The 17,846-nt window shown below is 63.5% G+C and carries 19 protein-coding genes; 5 read left to right on the forward strand and 14 right to left on the reverse strand.

The annotated features are described in order from the left end of the window. Positions 1-56: 56 nt before the first annotated feature. On the forward strand, positions 57-1,235 hold the full coding sequence (locus tag C4S68_RS11885; RefSeq protein WP_160115120.1) for a multicopper oxidase domain-containing protein: 1,179 nt from the start codon (positions 57-59) through the stop codon (positions 1,233-1,235). A gap of 10 nt (positions 1,236-1,245) precedes the next feature. Here the strand turns inward: C4S68_RS11885 and C4S68_RS11890 are convergent, their stop codons facing one another. The 11 genes from C4S68_RS11890 to C4S68_RS11940 all read right to left on the reverse strand — a co-directional run bounded on the left by C4S68_RS11890 (position 1,246) and on the right by C4S68_RS11940 (position 12,657). Next, positions 1,246-1,686: a DUF1801 domain-containing protein gene (locus C4S68_RS11890; protein ID WP_103933254.1), complete on the reverse strand. Its 441-nt coding sequence runs from the start codon at positions 1,684-1,686 to the stop codon at positions 1,246-1,248. Positions 1,687-1,774: 88 nt separating this feature from the next. Next, a complete protein-coding gene (locus C4S68_RS11895; RefSeq protein WP_103933255.1) occupies positions 1,775-2,395 on the reverse strand; it encodes a TetR/AcrR family transcriptional regulator in 621 nt (206 codons plus the stop codon). Positions 2,396-2,497: 102 nt separating this feature from the next. After that, positions 2,498-3,316 carry an SDR family NAD(P)-dependent oxidoreductase gene (locus C4S68_RS11900; RefSeq protein WP_103933256.1) on the reverse strand — a complete coding sequence of 273 codons (819 nt, stop codon included), beginning with the start codon at positions 3,314-3,316 and terminating at the stop codon, positions 2,498-2,500. Between the two features lie 190 nt (positions 3,317-3,506). Further along, positions 3,507-5,711, reverse strand: a complete 2,205-nt coding sequence (gene katG, locus C4S68_RS11905) for a catalase/peroxidase HPI (protein WP_103933257.1) — start codon at positions 5,709-5,711, stop codon at positions 3,507-3,509. Positions 5,712-5,838: 127 nt separating this feature from the next. Next, complete coding sequence (locus tag C4S68_RS11910) at positions 5,839-7,554, reverse strand: carboxylesterase/lipase family protein (RefSeq protein ID WP_103933258.1); 1,716 nt, start codon at positions 7,552-7,554, stop codon at positions 5,839-5,841. Between the two features lie 147 nt (positions 7,555-7,701). Continuing rightward, positions 7,702-8,295, reverse strand: coding sequence for a response regulator transcription factor (locus C4S68_RS11915; RefSeq protein ID WP_103933330.1), 594 nt, complete (start codon positions 8,293-8,295; stop codon positions 7,702-7,704). Positions 8,296-8,351: 56 nt separating this feature from the next. Next, positions 8,352-9,428, reverse strand: coding sequence for a sensor histidine kinase (locus tag C4S68_RS11920; RefSeq protein WP_103933259.1), 1,077 nt, complete (start codon positions 9,426-9,428; stop codon positions 8,352-8,354). A gap of 91 nt (positions 9,429-9,519) precedes the next feature. Next, on the reverse strand, positions 9,520-10,329 hold the full coding sequence (locus C4S68_RS11925; RefSeq protein ID WP_103933260.1) for an ABC transporter permease: 810 nt from the start codon (positions 10,327-10,329) through the stop codon (positions 9,520-9,522). Between the two features lie 121 nt (positions 10,330-10,450). Continuing rightward, positions 10,451-11,428, reverse strand: coding sequence for an ABC transporter ATP-binding protein (locus tag C4S68_RS11930; protein ID WP_235011537.1), 978 nt, complete (start codon positions 11,426-11,428; stop codon positions 10,451-10,453). 194 nt (positions 11,429-11,622) lie between these two features. After that, complete coding sequence (locus C4S68_RS11935) at positions 11,623-12,210, reverse strand: KdsC family phosphatase (protein WP_103933261.1); 588 nt, start codon at positions 12,208-12,210, stop codon at positions 11,623-11,625. Positions 12,211-12,363: 153 nt separating this feature from the next. After that, positions 12,364-12,657: a YXWGXW repeat-containing protein gene (locus C4S68_RS11940; protein WP_103933262.1), complete on the reverse strand. Its 294-nt coding sequence runs from the start codon at positions 12,655-12,657 to the stop codon at positions 12,364-12,366. A 308-nt stretch (positions 12,658-12,965) separates the two neighbouring features. Here C4S68_RS11940 and C4S68_RS11945 point away from each other — a divergent pair, with 308 nt between their 5' ends. Then, positions 12,966-13,424 (forward strand): NIPSNAP family protein, encoded by a 459-nt coding sequence (locus C4S68_RS11945; RefSeq protein ID WP_103933263.1) that lies wholly within the window; start codon positions 12,966-12,968, stop codon positions 13,422-13,424. A 120-nt stretch (positions 13,425-13,544) separates the two neighbouring features. Here C4S68_RS11945 and C4S68_RS11950 read toward each other — a convergent pair whose 3' ends face one another. The 3 genes from C4S68_RS11950 to C4S68_RS11960 form a co-directional block, all read right to left on the reverse strand. Beyond that, complete coding sequence (locus C4S68_RS11950; RefSeq protein ID WP_103933264.1) at positions 13,545-13,958, reverse strand: ester cyclase; 414 nt, start codon at positions 13,956-13,958, stop codon at positions 13,545-13,547. 100 nt (positions 13,959-14,058) lie between these two features. Beyond that, complete coding sequence (locus C4S68_RS11955; protein WP_103933265.1) at positions 14,059-14,613, reverse strand: hypothetical protein; 555 nt, start codon at positions 14,611-14,613, stop codon at positions 14,059-14,061. A gap of 84 nt (positions 14,614-14,697) precedes the next feature. Continuing rightward, positions 14,698-15,483, reverse strand: coding sequence for a DUF3050 domain-containing protein (locus tag C4S68_RS11960; protein ID WP_200821533.1), 786 nt, complete (start codon positions 15,481-15,483; stop codon positions 14,698-14,700). A gap of 160 nt (positions 15,484-15,643) precedes the next feature. On the opposite strand from C4S68_RS11960, the gene C4S68_RS11965 reads away from it, so the two are divergent. The 3 genes from C4S68_RS11965 to C4S68_RS11975 all read left to right on the forward strand — a co-directional run bounded on the left by C4S68_RS11965 (position 15,644) and on the right by C4S68_RS11975 (position 17,608). Further along, positions 15,644-16,114 (forward strand): hypothetical protein, encoded by a 471-nt coding sequence (locus C4S68_RS11965; RefSeq protein WP_235011538.1) that lies wholly within the window; start codon positions 15,644-15,646, stop codon positions 16,112-16,114. A 183-nt stretch (positions 16,115-16,297) separates the two neighbouring features. Then, complete coding sequence (locus C4S68_RS11970) at positions 16,298-16,954, forward strand: class D sortase (protein WP_103933266.1); 657 nt, start codon at positions 16,298-16,300, stop codon at positions 16,952-16,954. Positions 16,955-16,975: 21 nt separating this feature from the next. After that, positions 16,976-17,608: a hypothetical protein gene (locus C4S68_RS11975; protein ID WP_103933267.1), complete on the forward strand. Its 633-nt coding sequence runs from the start codon at positions 16,976-16,978 to the stop codon at positions 17,606-17,608. The last annotated feature ends 238 nt before the right edge of the window (positions 17,609-17,846 follow it).

The following is a 17,846-nucleotide window of genomic DNA, read 5'->3' on the forward strand; positions in this document are numbered from 1 at the left end:
CCTCAGGGATGAGCTATGCTGGGGCGCACCCCAATTCTCATCTTCCCGGAGCTCCCATGCCTCAGCCGAGACAGGTTCGTCTGCTTGCGTTGCTGCTTCTGTTGGCCGCTTCCATCTTCCAAGCGGCGATCGCGAACGCCGTTTCTGTCAGGCCTGCGCCCGGCAAGACGCGCACGTACTTCGTCGCTGCCGACGAGGTTCAGTGGGACTACACGCCCTCCGGCCGGGACGAGGCGATGGGCATGGACTTCGACGATGTTGGCAAGGCCTTCACGCAGTCCGGTCCGCATCGCATCGGCCACATCTACAAGAAGGCCATTTACCGTGAGTACACCGATGCCACCTTCACCACCCTCAAGCCTCGTCCTGCCGACGAGGCGTATCTCGGGTTGCTGGGGCCCATCCTTCGCGGTGCTGTAGGCGACACCATCCGCGTCGTCTTCAAGAACAACGCCACGCACCCGTACAGCATGCATCCTCACGGCGTGTTGTATGAGAAGGACTCCGAAGGCGCGGACTACAACGACAACACCACGGGCAAGGATAAGGAAGACGGCGGTGTAGCTCCGGGCGCGACGCACACCTACACATGGCAGATCCCCGAACGCTCCGGTCCTGGGCCCAACGATCCCAGCTCGGTCTTCTGGCTGTATCACTCGCACGCGGATGAGTTGAGCGATGTGGCTTCGGGCCTCTTCGGTGTCATCGTCATCACGCGCCGCGGCATGGCCCGTCCTGACGGCAGGCCGAAGGACGTCGACCACGAGTTTGTGAGCCTCTACATCGCGATCAACGAGAACGAGAGCCATTACCTCGACGACAACATCCGCGACCACACCACTGACCCCAAGCACGTCAACAAGCTGGAGTCGATTCCCACGACTCCCGGCGGCATGCTGGGGACGATTGCGGGCACGGGCTTCTTCGAGACCAATATCAAGTGGTCGATCAATGGCTATATCTTCGGCAATATGCCTATGATGACCATGAAGAAGGGCGACCATGTGCGTTGGTACGTGGCTACGCTGGGAGACTTCTTCAATGCACATACGCCGCACTGGCATGGCAACACCGTGCTGGTGAACGGCCAGCGCACGGACGTTCTGTGGATCGGCGCGGCGCAGATGATCACGGCCGATATGGTTCCGGACGCGCCGGGCATCTGGCTCTATCACTGCCACATCAGCGATCACATGCTGGCAGGCATGGTCGCGAGATACCAGGTGACGAAGTAAGCGAAGGCGACTACTTCTTCGTCTTCTTCCTGGCAGCACGTTCGGCGACGATGGCGGCATTTTCCGCAACCGCGGCGCGGAAGAGCTGCTTGAACGCGGTCGCGTTGATGCTCTCGCCCTCGCGAATGTCGATCGCGCGACGCACGTTTCCTTCCAGGCTGGAATTGAACAGCTTCTTCGGGTCGGGGATCGAGGCGCCGTGAGCGAAGGTAAGCTTCACCACCTGCTTGTGCGTCTCGCCCGTGCACACGATGCCATCATGCGAGAAGACCGGCGTGCCGCCAGACGAAGGCCTCTCCCACTTCCACTCTTCGACGACACCCGGGTCGGCGTCATGGATGAGCTGACGCATGCGGGCGAGGGTCTCGCCGCGCCAGTCGCCCAGCGTCTCAATTCGTTTTGTGATCTTCTCCGATGCGCCCTCCGCGTCGGGATACAGGGCTGGTTTCATCGATCGCCATCCTCCAGGTCTTACTTTCTACCTCAGGAGGCCGTAGCTTGCGAAGACCGTTATCGCAAATGCACCCTGGCAGGGCGCTTTACTTCGCGAGCAGCTCCTCGAATACGTAGTGCAGGAAGACGCGCAGGGGTTCGTCGCTCTTATCCGCCTGGGAACGCAACAGGGCTCCTTCCCAGCTGTTCAGCACGAAGCCGGCGAGCATGTCAGGCTTCATCGACTTTGCCAGGTCGCCCTTCTCAACGGCCTCGCGAAGCGCGACAGCAACTCCGGTCTGCCACGTCGTGAACGATTTGCTGATGTCGGTTTGCAGCGCAGGGTTGGAGCCAGCCACTTCGAGGCTGAAGCTGCCCAGGAGGCAACCGGGGATGGGACTTTGTTGTCCAGCGGCCGCGATGAGCTCCTCGAAGTAACGACGCAACCGCTTCAACGGCGCCTGCTTGCCGTGCATCAACGTGGCTTCAGCATGCTTGCTCGCGAGCGAAACATAACGTTCCAGCACTGCAGCGGCAAACTCTTCTTTACTGCCGAAGTGGTGATAGAAGGAGCCCTTGGGCACGTCCGCTGCCTTCAGAATCTCCTGCAGCCCGGTCGCGCCATAGCCATGGCGGCGCATCAGATTCAGACCTACGTCGATGAGGTGTTCTTTCGTCGAGCGTGGTGTGGTCTTCGTGCTGTCGATCTCCGTTGTCTTTGCAGCCATGGCGTTGTTCCTTCCTTGTCAGCAGAACGCAAGCCCCCGTGCCGAAGCACGAGGGCTACACGTCTATCCTACGGTTTGCGTCGTTGCAGTTTCGCCGCACGCTTACTGCTGCGAGGCAACACCATAGCGGGCTGCGGGCTCACGACGCGAAAGGTTCGGAGCCAGCGCGAGGCGCGCCTTCTCGTAGGCTTCGAAGTCCGCTGCGTTGGGCAGAGCGGGGATGGTGGCGAACTCGCCCTGGTCTAGGCCTGCGAGGGAAGCGTCGACCATGTCTTCCGTCGTCATGACCCACTCGGCAGGAAGGCTGTGGACGGGCACGCCTGCCTTGCCCCACAGCGGGGTCGCGGTCGCGCCTGGCAGTACTACCTGCACTGTCACACCCTTGTCTGCGAGCTCGTTCTTCAGCGAGATGCTGAAGTTCTGCACATAGGCCTTGGTACCGCTGTAAGTGCCGTTGAGCAATTCGGGTGCGAGAGCTACGACCGATCCGATATTGATGATGAGACCGGCGCCGCGAGCGACGAACGCCGAGGCAGCGGCGTGTGCGAGGCGTGTCAGAGCAGTCACGTTCAAATAGATCATCTGCTCGAGATAGTCGGGATCGGCTTCGAGCAGCTTGTTCGCGGCCGCGATGCCTGCATTGTTTACAAGCGCGGTGATGGATGCGTCGGTGGCGAGGCGCTGCACTACGCGCTTTACATCGGCCGGGGCGGTGAGGTCGGCCTGCAGGGTTTCGACCTTGCGACCGGTGCTGAACTGGATCTGCTCGGCAACTTCGGTGAGCTTGTCCTGGCTGCGAGCGACGAGGATGAGGTCGTAGCCGCGCTTGGCAAGGCGGTCGGCATAGACGGCGCCGATACCCGTGGAGGCTCCGGTGATGAGGGCTGTGCCTTTGGTGGAGGTGTTGGAAGGTGTGGACATGGTGATCTCCTTTATCGGTTGCGCCTCGGGTCGCCCAAGGCTGCATGCTTGATATGAGTAGACCAGTCGGTCTATAGATGCAGAAGTTTTTCGCTTTTTGGAGTTTCGTTGCACCCGCAAATGCGAAGGCCCGCCGGGGAGGTTGAACTCCTGCCGGCGGGCCTTCAGCTGTTTCGAGGCGGTTGCGGTTCTACTTCTTCAGGTCGAAGCGGTCGGCGTTCATGATCTTCGTCCAGGCTGCGACGAAGGCATCGACGAAGGTCTTCTCCGCATCGCTTTCAGCGTAGACCTCAGCGAGGGCGCGGAGCTGCGAGTTTGAGCCGAAGACCAGATCGACGATGGTGGCTGTCCACTTGAGCTCACCGGTCTTGCGGTCCTTGCCTTCGAGCACGCCTTCGGTCGCGGAGCGCTCCCACTTCGTGTTCATGTCGAGCAGGTTCACGAAGAAGTCGGTGCTCAGCGTCTCGGGCCGTGTGGTGAAGACACCATGCTTCGTTCCGCCGAAGTTCGTGCCCAGGGTGCGCAGGCCCCCGAGGAGGACGGTCAGCTCAGGAGCCGTGAGGTTCAACAGCTGGGCCTTATCGATCAGCAGCTCAGCTGAGTACTTCTCCAGGCCCTTGTGGACGTAGTTGCGGAAGCCATCGGCGATGGGCTCCAGCGGCGCAAAGGAGTGAGCGTCGGTCATCTCGGCCGTGGCGTCGGTGCGGCCCGGGGCGAAGGGAACCTTCACCTCCACTCCGCCCTTGGCTGCAGCAGCCTCAACCGCGGCATTTCCGCCGAGGACGATGATGTCAGCCAGCGAGATCTTCTTGCCGCCGGTCGCGCTTGCGTTGAACTCGGACTGGATGTCCTCGAGCTTGCCGAGTACCTTGGCGAGCTCGAAGGGCTGATTGATGGCCCAGTTGTTCTGCGGTGCGAGGCGGATGCGGGCGCCGTTGGCGCCGCCGCGGCGATCGCTGCCGCGGAACGTCGAGGCAGAAGCCCATGCGGTCGTGACCAGCTGCGAGATGGAGAGACCCGAGGCGAGGATCTTCGCCTTGAGAGCTTCCTCGTCCGTGCTGTCGATCAAGGTGAAGTCGACGGCGGGGACGGGATCCTGCCAGATCAACGTCTCCTTGGGAACCAGCGGTCCGAGGTAGCGGACGACCGGGCCGAGATCACGGTGGGTGAGCTTGAACCAGGCGCGAGCGAAGGCATCGGAGAACTTGCGGGGGTTGGCAAGGAACTCGCGGGAGATCTTCTCGTAGGCCGGGTCGGCGCGCAGCGCGATGTCGGAGGTCAACATGCGCGGCTCCTGCTTCTTGGCCGGGTCGAAGGCGTGGGGAATGGTGCCTGCGCCGCCGCCATCCTTGGGACGCCACTGATGAGCACCGGCAGGGCTCTTGAAGAGCTCCCACTCGTACTTGTAGAGGTTCTGCAGAAACTCCATGCCCCATTGCGTCGGGGTGGAGGTCCAGGTGACCTCAAGGCCGCTGGTGATGGCATCGGCGCCTACGCCGGTACCAAACTTGTTGGCCCAGCCGAAGCCCTGCTGCTCGATCGGTGCGCCTTCCGGCTCTGGGCCGACGTTATCTGCAGAGGCGGCACCGTGGGTCTTGCCGAAGCTGTGGCCGCCGGCGATCAGAGCCACGGTCTCTTCGTCGTTCATGGCCATGCGGCCGAAGGTCTCGCGGATATCGCGCGCCGAGAGAAGCGGATCCGGGTTCGCGTTGGGGCCTTCGGGGTTCACATAGATGAGGCCCATCTGCACGGCAGCGAGAGGGTTCGCGAGATCGCGATCGCCGCTGTAACGCTGATCCCCGAGCCATGTCTTCTCCGGTCCCCAGTAGACGTAGTCGGGCTCCCAGGTATCGATGCGTCCGCCGGCGAAGCCAAAGGTGCGGAAGCCCATCGACTCCAGCGCCACGGTGCCGGCCAGGACGATGAGGTCGGCCCAGCTGATCTTCTTGCCGTACTTCTGCTTGATCGGCCAGATGAGGCGGCGTGCCTTGTCCAGGCTCACGTTGTCGGGCCAGCTGTTCAGCGGAGCGAAGCGCTGAGCGCCCCGGCTCGCGCCACCGCGACCGTCATAGATGCGATAGGTGCCGGCGGAGTGCCACGCCATGCGGATGAACAGACCGCCGTAGTGGCCAAAGTCGGCAGGCCACCAGTCCTGCGAGGTGGTCATGAGCGCGTGCAGGTCCTTGATGACGGCATCGAGGTCGAGGGTCTTGAACTCCTCGGCGTAGTTGAAGTCCGCACCCATGGGGTTTGAGAGCTGCGAGTGCACGTGCAGGATGGAAAGGTCGAGCTGCTCGGGCCACCAGTCGCGATTGTGCGAGGTGCTCTGCGTCAGATGGTCAATCGTGCCTGTGCTGTGGGCACCCGGAAATGGGCACTTCGATTCGTTGGACATGTGTCTCCTATGTCTTCTGGGTTTTCCCAGCAAGACAAGTATAGGAGCGCGGGTTTGCGCGGTGCATTGGGTAGACCAATGATTTGGATAGCTTTTGACAATGACCGGCGGCTAGATGCTGGCGCGGCTAGCTCGGGTCGCGTGGGAGATCGGCCCAGACCCTGCGCTCCAACGGTTCGGGATCGTTGACGACGCGGCAGTTGGCGTCGAGCATCATCGTTGCGCGCTGCGGGAGCTTGTATGCGGGCCACGCTGGCTGGCCCTTCGCGGCTGGCTGGCCGGTGCGTGCGAAGGTCGCCCACATCTCACTGAGGTTGTGTGCGGTCTGGATGGAGGCCGCGCGCGAGGCTTCGTCGCTGCCGATGGCTTTCAGCAGGTAGGCCTGCAGGTCGGACTTCGGCTTGCCGTCGCCGCCGGGGAAGAGGTTGTCGAAGCGGAAGGCAACGTCCCAGGAGTGATACGCACCGCGTTTGTGCTGCGTGCCGGGTACGAGCTCATCGCAGCCGTGCGTGTAGACGTACATGTAAGTTGCAGCATCGTGCTGCGTCGCCTGCTGGGCGACCTTGCGCTCAGCCAGCGTGATGGAGTCGGTACGGAAGCGCTGCGCGGTCTCGATGGCGATGTAGAGGTCGGTTGGCGAGTCTTCGGGGCGGCTGCGGTGGTAGGCGTCGTAGATCGCGTGCGCATGTTCGCCGTGGGCGCCGGTGAGGCGCTCCATCAGCGACTCGGTGGTCAACGAGTAGGCCGCAAGGTCCTTGCCGAGGAAGAAATTCGCCTCGTCGTGGCAGGTGCCGATGATGAGCGGCTTGTTGGCAGCGAAGGGCGGTGCGGCGGGGGCGAACGGATGGTGCGGGAGCGTCGGCCCCAGGACAGGCCAGAGGTTGATGGTGTCCGGGCCAGACTTCGGAATGGAGAGAATCGCTACCTGCGCCTTGAGCAGGTCGGCTGCGGGAAGCTGGAGCAGCTTGCGCCAGTCGTTCGGGCCGAGGCCGAGTTGCTGCAAGACGGCGCGAGTGGTGGCCGCAGCACGGTCCTGTGGCAGACCATGCAGCATCGGGCCGCTCTCGATGGAGGCCTTGTGAAAGAGGTTCGCCGCGGAAGGCATGGCGAGCAGGCAGGAGACCTTCCAGCCGCCACCGCTCTCGCCGAAGATCGTGACGTTGTCCGCGTCTCCACCAAACTGGCCTATGTTGTCGCGCACCCATTCGAGGCCGTGGCGCAGGTCGGAGAGGAGCTGCGTGCCGGAGCCGGCGAACTCGTCGCTGCCAAACTCACCGAGGTAGAGCAGGCCGAGCAGGCCGAGGCGGTGGTTGGTCTCGACGACGACCACGTCGTACTCGCGGGCGAGGTTCGCACCGTCCTGGAAGAACGCGCCTGCCGAGCCGGAGGTGAATCCGCCGCCGTGGCAATAGAACATCACCGGGCGCTTGGGATGGTCGCAGGCCGGGGTCCACACGTTGAGGGACAGGCAATCTTCGCTGGGCGCAGGCTCATCGATGCCGTAGGTCCCACCGGGCGGTTGGATGGATGGTGCGCCGAGCGTCATGGCGTCGCGAACACCAATCCATGGGGTTGGTGGAGGTGCGGGCTTGAAGCGATTGGTCCCCGAGACAGAGCCCGCGTAGGGCACGCCCTTGAAAGCAAAGACACCGTTCTCCCGCAGACCGCGGATGCGGCCGTACTTCGTCTCGGCAACCCTGGTCTCAGGGGTGGAGCTTTGGGCAAGGCTGCGAAAGGGGTTCAGCAGCGTCGCGCCTGCGGCAGAAGCGAATCCAACAGCACCGCGACCGAGCAGGCTGCGGCGGGTGAAACGAAACGGTCCCAGCCGGGCGGCAGGGTTCATGGCAATCCTCAGTCTCCGCGCGTAGCGTCAGCGTCGAAGCTGTCTTAAGGATATCGGATTGCGATGTCGTAAGCCTACATGTTGGTTAACCAGCGGTTAAGCTATTGCGATTTGGGCGAGTCTTGGCCGCTGTTTCTCAGCGTGCCACTAGAGCCAGCCGCGCTGGCGGGCGATTCTTGCGGCATCGACGCGATTGGCAGCGCCCAGCTTCGCGATGGCCTCGGAGAGATAGTTGCGCACGGTGCCTTCGGAGAGGCGGAGTTCGGCGGCGATGTCGGCGGAGCTTTGGCCGTCGCCGGCGCGACGGAGGATGTGGCGCTCGCGATCGGTGAGGGGGTCGTCTTCCGTGTTCCATGCCTCGGCGGCAAGTTCGGGATCGATGGCGCGAAGACCGGCATGTACGCGGCGGATGGCTTCTGCCAGCTCGCTGGCAGGACGTTCCTTGAGGAGATAACCACGGGCTCCGGCATCGAGCGCGCGGCGCAGGTAGCCGGGCCGGGCGAAGGTGGTGAGGATGACGACCTTTGCTGCGAGGCCATTGTCCTTGATGGCTGCGGCGAACTCCAGGCCGGTCATCTCCGGCATCTCGATGTCGGTGACGATGACGTCGGGCTTGAGCTGCTGGGCCAGGCGATGAGCTTCGCGGCCATTGGCTGCTTCGCCGATGATGACGAGGTCGGGCTCGAGGCCAAGCAGCGCTGCGAGTGCGCCGCGCAGCATCGTCTGGTCCTCGGCGAGCATGACGCGGATCTGCTTTGCGGGTGCGGGCTTGCACGCGGGCTTCGCTGTTACGGGGCTCACGAGGCCGCCCCTTCAGCCTGCAGCGGAAGCTCGATGAGCAGGCGTGTACCGGCGCGATGCTCGAGCTTTACATGGCCGCCAAGTGACTCAACGCGCTCACGCATGCCGCGGAGGCCGTTGCCTTCGCGCAGATCGGTGGCGTTGCCATTGTCTTCGACGAGCAGACGGCGGCGGCCGCTCTCGCTGAAGAAGCGCAGCTTGCACGTCGTGGCCTTCGCGTGGCGCACGATGTTGGTCACGGATTCGCGCAGCGCGAGCGCGAGGACGGTCTCTTCGGCGGCGGAGAGGCCGGAGAGCGAGGGGGCTTCGGCGATGAGTTGCACGCCCGCAGCATCGAGCGTGGCGCGTGCTGCTTCGATCTCGGCTCCGAGGCCGCGGGTGCGATAGCCGCCGATGGCCTCGCGCACCTCCGACAAGGCCTTGCGCGCGGTGCGTTCGACGTCGGCGATCTCCAGCGCAGCGCGTTGCGGATCGATCTGCAACAGGCGGCCGGCGAGTTCAGCCTTCAACGTGATGACGCTGAGGGTGTGGCCGAGCACGTCGTGCAGGTCGCGGGCGATGCGTTCGCGTTCGGCGAGTGCGGCCAGGGCCTCGATCTCTTCATGCGCCATGCGGAGCTTGCAGTCGGCGCGGCGCTGCTGCGCGAAGAAGACGTTGCTGCCACCGACGACACCCATCAGCAACAGGCCGATGATGGTGTTTGGCCAACCGAGGTGCAGGGCGTAGCGCTCGGCGATGATGATGCCGGCCTCCGCGGCGAACATGCCCAGGATGATCTGCGTATCGACGAAGCTGAAGGGGATGAAGGCCGCGGTGTAGATGAACAGGCAGGTCGCGCCGCCATTGAACGAGAACGCGACGAGACCAAGCACAAACGTGCAGGCGATCATGCACCGCTTGATGGTCTCGCTGCCGGTGCTGATATAGACCGTGAAGATGGCGAGGTAGGTCAGGAAGACCGTGATCGACTTCATCCACAAACCGGGCCGGGGATCGAGGATGGGATCGATGAAAAGGAACAGGGAGTAGGCAGACCACATCCAGGCGACGGCCTTGCGCTCGATCTTTGGCATCTGTCTTCCAAACATGGTGCGACTCCGCGTTGCTTGTCTGACTGAGAGTGTAACGCCGCCTGCAGGTCGCAGGCGGCGTGGTGGTGTTGGGCTACGCGTTCTGTTCGCGGCGGCGGAAGGCGATCCAGGCGACGCCGAACATGAGCAGGGTGAAGCCGAGCAGGCCGAGCCAGTGGCTGGCCTGCGTCTTCGTTGGGTCGGCCGCACCGAAGACGCCGAGCATCAACTGCGCCAGATGGTACGTGGGCAGCAGCGGGGCGATGTGCTGCACGGCTTTGGGCAACGCCTGCAGCGGGATCCAGAGGCCGCCAAGGAAGCTCATCGGCAGGTACAGAAGGTTGGTGACGCCGGGCGCGGAGTTGAAGGGCACGATGAGCGCGAGCGCGAGGCCCATGCAGGCGAAGGGGATGGCGCCGGCAGCGACGAGGCCGAGCATGTGGGCGTACTCCGCGAGTGTGAGTTGCACATGGCCGAGGGTGACGCCAAGGGTGCACAGCAGCGTAAGGATGATGGCCCCGAAGCAGATGGCGGTGACGCACTTGGCGGCGAGATACGCAGCGGGCGGCATGGGGCTCGCACGCTTGAGTTCGAGCCAGCCGGCGCTGAGGTCGGCCGCCATCCCCACGCCGATGCCGAAGAGCGCCGAGCCCACCACGCCGAAGACTGCGTAGCCAGCGAGCATGTAGCGAGCGATGGAGGTGCCGTCGATGGTCTCGTGGCGGTTCATCATGATGCCGAAGAGAAGGTAGAACATCACGGGGAAGCCGATGGCCGAGAGCGAGAAGGTGCGCGTGCGCAGCGAGCGTGTGAGCTCGAGGCGGGTCTCGGAGAGGAAGATGCGAAGGCCGCGGGTGAGGCTGGATTCCGTGGCGGCGGCGAGGGGTAGGGTCGCGGTGGACATGGGGATCTCCTTGAGGAGGAAGCTTGTGGTGGTGGTAGTACCGGAATGCGGGGGGGCTTCGTCGCTCCGCTCCTCAGGATGACGACGAAGGACAAGACCTCGGGCGGCGAAAGGCGACAGCTCAGTCGTTGCGCGTGAGGGCGAGGAAGGCGTCTTCGAGCGCAGGGCTCTGGACCTCGAGCGAATGCAGGCTCTGGTCGAGTGCCAGCATCTCGCGCAGTGTGCTTTCGGGCGTGGAGCTGATGATGATGGTGCGGCCTTCGTCGGTCATTGTGCTGTTTACGCCCGGCATCTTCAGCAGGTGCTCGGCGCTGAGGGTGGTGACGCAGCGGATGATCTTGACGGCGACGCCTGAGCTCACGGCACCTGCACCGGCAGCGCCCGCGTTCTTGATCTCAGCAGGAGTGCCTTCGCGCACCACGCGGCCCTTGCTGATGACGATGATGCGGTCGGCGAGCGCGTCGGCTTCTTCGAGGTAGTGCGTGGTCAGCAGGACGGTCTTGCCGGCATCGCGCAGGCTGCGGATCTGCGCCCACATGGCGCGGCGAGCTTCGATGTCGAGGCCCACGGTGGGCTCGTCGAGGAAGACGAGGTCAGGGTTGCCGGCGAGTGCGAGCGCGAAGAGCACGCGCTGCTTCTGGCCTCCGGAGAGCTGGCCGAAGAGACGATCTTCAAGGCCCTCGAGGCCCGCCGCTTTGACCAGCGAAGCAGCGCTGGCGGGCGCGGGATAGTAGCTGCGGAACATCGCGATGTGCTCGCGGACCTTGAGCATCTCGGGAGCGCGGCCGACTTGCAGCATCACGCCGGTGCGAAGGCGCGTGGAGGTCAACTGCGGGTCCGCGCCGAAGATGCGTACATCGCCGGAGGTCGGAGCGCTGAGGCCCATCATCAGGCGCACGGCGGTGGACTTGCCCGCGCCGTTGGGGCCGAGCAGAGCGACGATCTCACCGCGCCGCAGCTCGAGCGAGAGGCCATCGAGCGCGACCACGCCGTTGGCGTAGCGCTTGGTGATGTTAGTGAGTGTGGCTACTGCGGGAGCGCTGGGGCGTGCGGCGCTGTGGGGAACTGCCTGGGTGGGGGTCTCCATCACCTGGTTCATCGCTTGTACCTTCCTGATGCGCTGGATGAGTGCGTCTACAGGAATGAGTCTCGCGGGTTGTGGCAGGCAAAAGGAGTGTGGAGCGTCAGCAAAGTGAGGTGACGAATGTCACAAAAGTGGTCAGAGGACAGTGGGTAGCGAGCAGAGGAAAGCATTTGTCGACTCACTGCCCTCTACTCACTACTCACTCGCTTCTACATATTTCCCTGGCCGATGTCGGCCTTGCTGGCGGCTTCGTTTTCGGGGTCGAGGTAGGCCTCGATGGTCTCAGCGAGGATGCCGCGGGCGTTGAGGAGGAAGTCGATGGCGTCGCGACCGGCCCCGTCGCCGCCGCGATGCGGTGTGACCCAGTGGGCCATGCCCTTGACCTCCGCGCGCGCATTGGCGGTGCCGATGGCGAGGCCGACCTTACGCAGCACAGGCAGGTCGATGATGTCGTCGCCGACATAGCAGATCTCGTCGAGCGTGACGTTCTCATCGGCCATGATCTGCGTGATGGCCTGCATCTTGTGCGACTGGCCCTGGTAGAGGTGGTCGATCTTGAGGTCGCGCGCGCGGATGGCGACGACCTGCGAGTTGCGCTTGGTGACGAAGCCGACCTTGAGTCCGGCGAGCCGCGCCAGCGAGATGCCGAGGCCGTCATGGGCGGAGAAGCTCTTGACTTCGGTGCCCTTGCCGTCGGCCTGGGGAATGATCGTGATATCGCCGTTGGTGAGCACGCCGTCCACATCGAACAGCAGCACCTTCACGCGCCGGGCGCGGTCTTCTGCAGTGAGGGTCATACGTCGATGATACCGGCTCGTTCCGGAGGCCGGCATAAGCACGGGGTCTGAAAAGCAAGAGGCACGAAGCGAGATTGTGCCGCCTGTACAAGCGGGGCGCTTCTGCTTCGTGCCTTGGTGGGGAGGTTGATCGGTGTCAGCTTGCGGTGCGGGTTAGCGCCAGTGGCCTTCGATCCAGACCCAGCCGCCGCCGCGGTGAGCCCAATGGCCATCGACCCAGTGTGCGCGTGGATGCGGTGGTTCGACATACTCGCCGGGGACCCAGACGTAGTTAGCGCCGTCCCAGCGGTGATATCCGGCTCGCCAGGCCCAGCCGGGATGCGGCGGAGGGCCGGGGTGTTCGACAAGGGGGTGCGGCGGGCCGATCCGAACCACCACCTGTGCACCTGCGCCCAGGCTTGTTGCCAGCAAGATGCCACTCACTGCGGCGAGAATCTGCTTCTTCATGGTCGTTCACTCCTTCGAGTTCCACGAGGGGGGACATCCGCCTCATGCATTACTTGGCTCAGACGCCAACGTGACGCAGATAGTTGTGGGGGATTTAACGAGCCGGTGCAAAAAAGCTTTGCGGGGATTGACGATTCGGTCATGGTTACAAGGGAATCGCTGAGTTGGAGGCAACCTTTCGACGCAGGGTCACATGGAGTTTTCGCGGTTGCACTATGTACCGCGGCGGAGAGATTCCATCTACACTGGAGCGCATCATTGAATCTCATCCAGCTGCATGAAGCAGCGGATCTCGACGGGTCATCAACATGACGGATCACGAAGTTACTCCCACGATTACTCGCCGCAGTGCTTTGACTGGCCTTGGTGCGGCGGCTGTGCTGCCCATGCTGATGGGGGCGGCGCGAGGCGGAGCCACCGCAGGCGTAGGACCGGAGACGGTGTATGAGCTGCGGATCTATCACTGCAACGACGGCAAGCTGCCGCCGTTGCTGGAGCGCTTCAAGAAGCGCGAGGTGAAGATCTTCGAGCGGCTGGGCATGCACCCGGTCGCGTTCTGGACGTCGTTGGAAGCTCCCGATGCGGGTCAGACGTTGACCTACATGCTGCGTCATCCGAGCCGTGAGGCGATGGATGCTGCGTGGAAGGCGTTCAGTGCCGATCCTGAGTGGCTGGTGGTGAAGGCCGAGACCGAGAAGAACGGCGCGCTTGTGGCCAAGCACGATCACATGTACCTGAAGCTCACGGACTTCTCTCTGGCGCCATAGGCTGGTCTGTCTATGAAAGAGATCGGCCCCGCCGCGTGGCGAGGCCGATTGCTCTCCAGCGAATTGCTACTCACGCCCACTGGGGCTTGATCTGATGAGCCGGCAACCAGGTGGACTGTCCTACGCCGCCTCCAGCTGGCGGCGGACCTTGGTGAGGTCCATCGATTCCCAGCCTTCGGTGATACGGCCGTTCTTCATCCACAGGAAGCTGGAGCCGGGGAGTGTGACGTCGCGGCCGGTGGGCTGGATGCCGAGGCCTTCGCCGGTGTGCTTCATGCGCGCTGTCCAGCGCACGGCGACGGTGTCGCCTTCGGCGATGACCTCATCGACATGGACGTTGATGTTGGAGAACGAACGCTGAAACTCCTTGAGGCGTTCGCTGAAGGCGGCCGCTCCGTGGAGTGCGGCTGCGGGCTCCGGGAAACCGTGAGTCTCTGCCGCAGGGGCGAGCAGCTCAGTAAGTGCTGCTGCATTTCCTGCGTTCCATACCTCTTCGTACCACCGTCTTGCGAGGGCCTTGTTCTCGTCTGTCATGCGCTGCCTCCGAACTCCCGGTCAACGCATTCAGGCTAGGCCGGGGAAGTTCGGAAAGCTGTGACGCAGCGCACGGTGGTTGCTGCGAAAGGGAGCCTGGCTAGCGAGGCTGCTCCGCTGGTGGCGCTGTATCTTCGGTCGGGACCTGGTCCTTGTGGCCGTGATGGAAGAGATGGCCGATGCCGCGGCCCGTGCCCTTCGCTATCTTGCCTGTGCCTTTACCGGCACCGACGGCGAGATCCTTGCCACCGACGGCGGCACCCTTGCCGATGTTGCCCGCAGCGTCGATGGGATGCAGCGTGACGAGATCCACGGCGCCCTTGCCGGTACCCTTGGCGACGTTGCCTGCTGCTCCTGCCGTGCCCTTGCCGATATCTCCGGCACCCGAGCCAACATCACCGCCAGCGCTGCGGCCCTGCTTCACGGGTTGTTGCGGTGCCTGGCCGGAGAGCTGGCTGCGCGGGGCTTCCTGCTGGGCGCTCGAATTAGGCGCAGGCTGGGCGGATTGCGGGGCCTGCTGCTGCGGGGCCTGCTGCTGTGGTTCCTGTTGCGCAGGCTCGGGGGTTTGCGCAGAGCACCGAGGCTCCACGGCGCCGACCGTTGCGGTGGCCGCTGCGAGAAGTGTAAAGCTCAGTACTTTACCGAGGTGGGTCATGGTGCGGAATCCTCTCGGTGGGCTCGTCGTGATGACGCGAAGCCAACCATGAGAATTGGATGCCGCTCGGGTGCCGAGGTGCTGCTAACGGCCTGCTTGAATCTCGGCGAGGACGCCATCCCACAGTGCGAGCCGAGCGGCGAGGGCCTGTTCGGCGGCGGAAGTGGCTTCAGCCCAAAGGGCTTCGTCGGTGCCGCAGAGGTCTGAGACCATCTTGAGCGAGAGCGGGCCGTGGTCGTCGCCATCGACCTCGATGTGGCGCTCGAGGTACCAGACAAACTGGGCGAGGCGGCCTTCGCGCTGGTCGTTGAGCTCGCGCACCATGCCGCGAAACATCTCCGGGATCACGTCCTCGCGGCCGAAGGTGAAGGCAGCGGCCTGTGCAGCGATGCTGCCATGCTCGATGACGCGGAATGTCTCTGCGACGAAGGCCTGCGCGGGTATGGGAGCTGCCGCAAGCTTCGCTTTCCAGTCGCCGCTGGTGCGAACTGCGTTGATCAGGGTTTCGATGGGAGTGTTGTCGGCGCCGAGGACCTGCATAGCTTCGAGGTAGATCTCGAAGTGGCTGAGCGGGCGATGCTGGTACTCATCGGACTCTTCGCCGAGGACGATCTCGTTGATGAAGCGGCGGCTGGCGGCGTAGCGGCTGGGTACCCAGGGGACGTCGACGCAGGTAAGCGCGCGCTGCAGCGACTTGAGGAGCGACATGAAGTCCCATACGGCAAAGACGTGCGACTCCATGAAGAGGCGAAGGTCGCGCTCGGTGCTCACCGCGGAGTAGATGGGGTGGGAGGCAAGCCGCTCTCGGAGCGGGGCAATGCGTGACTCGAGAAGATCAAGCGGGGCAAGGGCCGAGGTGGAAGAACTCATGCTTCCAGTATCGCAAGCGCGGGATGCGCTGCGATTTGGTTGCAACAGGATCGAAAGACGACGGACATCTTGCGTGGGCTGGGCCACCCGGAGGAGGGGGATACCATCCCAAGATATGGGCCTGTCTACAAGAACGTTGAGAGAGACCAGGAGAACGATCATGATGTCCAGCTTGAAAATGTTTGCACTGTCCGCAGTTGCCCTTGGCGGATTTGCCTTGGCGCCGGCAGCGAAGCCGCAGGTTTCGATTGGAGTCGATATTGGCGGCGCTCCGGTATGCCCATATGGCTACTTCGACTACGCCCCGTATGACTGCGCGCCGTACGGCTACTATGGCCCGGACTGGTTCACGGGCGGTATCTTCATTGGTGCGGGTCCGTGGTTTCATGGGCCGCGCGGCTTCCACGGTCATGTGGACAACCGATACGATCCCCACCACGGGTACAACGGTCCTCTGCCGGGACGTGGAGCACAGCAGTTCAACCACTTCCAGGGAAATGAGGCGCATGACGGCCAAGGCCATGTGGTGGCTACGCCCAACCACTCAGGAGCCGGAGAGCATGCCCTGCCTGGATTCCACGGCGGCGGAGCACCCCGCGGCGGGTCGGGTGGCGGACATCCGCGCGATTAGCGTCAGGTCGTCGAGCCTCTAACCTAACTGCTTCAAAGCGAGCGGCCCACCCGGATCCGGGGGGGCCGCTTTGTTTTTGTGGTCGGCAACGTCGCCTGGCTGCCTGTGCATTCCCGCTCCGGGGATTTACTCTAGGGGAAACACCTATCCACACCTGTTCTTCCTACGAAGAGGTTTAGTCGCTTGACGAAACGTTCTGGCTGGCTGCTCCGATGGTTCAACGGGCCTCAATGGCTGAGCTTCCTCTGCCTGTCTGCGGGAGCGGTGTTGTTTGGCATGTGGGCGATCCCGACGGGCTGCGGCCTCGTGTTTTCGCGCCTCGCCATCTCTCGTTTCCAGATGGAGCATCCGGAGGCAAAGTCGTGGGCACCAGGTCGTATCGCCGCGTATCGCAAGGCAATGCGCGTCGTCGCTCCTGCGCCGGAAGCCGTGCTGCGTATCCCCAGGCTGGGTCTGCGGGTGCCTGTGATGGAAGGCTCGTCAGAGGGGGCGTCCGCGCTCGCGATGAACCTGGGAGCAGAGCACATCGCCGGTACTGCAGAGCCCGGCGGCCGCGGCAACATGGCGTTGACCAGCCATCGCGACGGCTTCTTCCGGGGGTTGAAGGACATCGCGGTGGGGGACCGGGTGGAGGTGGCATCCGGCAAGGGCTTTGACGTCTACCGCGTCGACAGCCTGCGCGTGGTTTCCCCGGGCGATGCTGCGCCGTTGCAGCCAACGTCTGACGATGTGCTGACGTTGGTGACGTGCTATCCGTTCTTCTATCTAGGCCCCGCGCCACAGCGTTTCATTGTGCGTGCCTCGCTGCAGTCTCATGCGGCGCCCAACCAACATTCGTAATCAACCCCGAAGGAGATCTCTATGAAGTTCGTTTCGACGGCTGTTCTCTGTCGCGCTGCAGTGACTGCAGCATTGGTGTTGCCAACGGTGGCGATGGCCGCGCCCGGCAGCTGGAAGGTGGAATATGCCTCCGGCGGCCAGGTTGTGGTGCACGATGCCTCGACTGGCCTGGACTACGAGTACACGCTTGGCGTCGGTGACAAGGTTACGACCGCGGCCGGAGCCGTGACGGTCTCCGGACTGAAGCCCGGGACGGTAATCACCGATGGGCTGACAGGGACGGCCCGGATGGTGCAGGACATCAGTGTGGTCAAGGGGACCGTGGTTTCGGTGAGCCCTCCGTTCCACCTGATCGTGAAGGTCAATGGCGACATTATGGACACGACGGTCTCGGAAGCGGCGCTGGACAAGGTGAATACCGGCGACACCGTGGACCTGACGCTGATTACGGTGCGCACCCCTGGGGATCCCCGGACGCCAAACCCGGTGAAGGCATTGCCGATGGTTGGTAAGCTGGCCGTCTTCCAGCAGCCGGTCATGGAAGAGCCGGATTCGGCGACAAACCTGCCGACGTACGGAGTGGCGGGTGTGCTGTTGCTGGCGGTGGGGTTGGGTCTGAGGGCGCGTCGCCGTAGCGTCCAGGCTGGGAGCTAGTGCAACCTGAGCCTATTGAGCCGACAAAGAGAGCGGCCCGCCATCACTGGCGGGCCGTCGTAGAAGCGTTGCGTGTAGTTTGCAAAACAAATGATTCTCACGTAGAGTCAAACAAGTCGAGCGGTTAGCGACGTTGACCGAATCAAGCTGGTTTGCAAGTCGAACGAGTTTTGTGTAGGATCAAAAAGTACGAAATGAGCTTCGCGCCGCGCCTCGGATGAGGTTGGTTGGGCAAGCC

Source organism: Bryocella elongata (assembly GCF_900108185.1).
Taxonomy (GTDB): domain Bacteria; phylum Acidobacteriota; class Terriglobia; order Terriglobales; family Acidobacteriaceae; genus Granulicella; species Granulicella elongata.

Excerpts from the sequence above, each read along its gene's own strand:
- C4S68_RS11945 (WP_103933263.1), top strand. The coding sequence starts at position 12,966 with ATGACGGATCACGAAGTTACTCCCACGATTACTCGCCGCAGTGCTTTG.
- C4S68_RS11910 (WP_103933258.1), bottom strand. The coding sequence starts at position 7,554 with ATGAACCCTGCCGCCCGGCTGGGACCGTTTCGTTTCACCCGCCGCAGC.
- C4S68_RS11920 (WP_103933259.1), bottom strand. The coding sequence starts at position 9,428 with ATGCCAAAGATCGAGCGCAAGGCCGTCGCCTGGATGTGGTCTGCCTAC.
- C4S68_RS11895 (WP_103933255.1), bottom strand. The coding sequence starts at position 2,395 with ATGGCTGCAAAGACAACGGAGATCGACAGCACGAAGACCACACCACGC.
- C4S68_RS11915 (WP_103933330.1), bottom strand. The coding sequence starts at position 8,295 with ATGCTCGCCGAGGACCAGACGATGCTGCGCGGCGCACTCGCAGCGCTG.
- C4S68_RS11940 (WP_103933262.1), bottom strand. The coding sequence starts at position 12,657 with ATGAAGAAGCAGATTCTCGCCGCAGTGAGTGGCATCTTGCTGGCAACA.
- C4S68_RS11900 (WP_103933256.1), bottom strand. The coding sequence starts at position 3,316 with ATGTCCACACCTTCCAACACCTCCACCAAAGGCACAGCCCTCATCACC.
- katG (WP_103933257.1), bottom strand. The coding sequence starts at position 5,711 with ATGTCCAACGAATCGAAGTGCCCATTTCCGGGTGCCCACAGCACAGGC.
- C4S68_RS11955 (WP_103933265.1), bottom strand. The coding sequence starts at position 14,613 with ATGACCCACCTCGGTAAAGTACTGAGCTTTACACTTCTCGCAGCGGCC.
- C4S68_RS11885 (WP_160115120.1), top strand. The coding sequence starts at position 57 with ATGCCTCAGCCGAGACAGGTTCGTCTGCTTGCGTTGCTGCTTCTGTTG.
- C4S68_RS11935 (WP_103933261.1), bottom strand. The coding sequence starts at position 12,210 with ATGACCCTCACTGCAGAAGACCGCGCCCGGCGCGTGAAGGTGCTGCTG.
- C4S68_RS11975 (WP_103933267.1), top strand. The coding sequence starts at position 16,976 with ATGAAGTTCGTTTCGACGGCTGTTCTCTGTCGCGCTGCAGTGACTGCA.
- C4S68_RS11890 (WP_103933254.1), bottom strand. The coding sequence starts at position 1,686 with ATGAAACCAGCCCTGTATCCCGACGCGGAGGGCGCATCGGAGAAGATC.
- C4S68_RS11960 (WP_200821533.1), bottom strand. The coding sequence starts at position 15,483 with ATGAGTTCTTCCACCTCGGCCCTTGCCCCGCTTGATCTTCTCGAGTCA.
- C4S68_RS11965 (WP_235011538.1), top strand. The coding sequence starts at position 15,644 with ATGATGTCCAGCTTGAAAATGTTTGCACTGTCCGCAGTTGCCCTTGGC.
- C4S68_RS11950 (WP_103933264.1), bottom strand. The coding sequence starts at position 13,958 with ATGACAGACGAGAACAAGGCCCTCGCAAGACGGTGGTACGAAGAGGTA.
- C4S68_RS11930 (WP_235011537.1), bottom strand. The coding sequence starts at position 11,428 with ATGAACCAGGTGATGGAGACCCCCACCCAGGCAGTTCCCCACAGCGCC.
- C4S68_RS11925 (WP_103933260.1), bottom strand. The coding sequence starts at position 10,329 with ATGTCCACCGCGACCCTACCCCTCGCCGCCGCCACGGAATCCAGCCTC.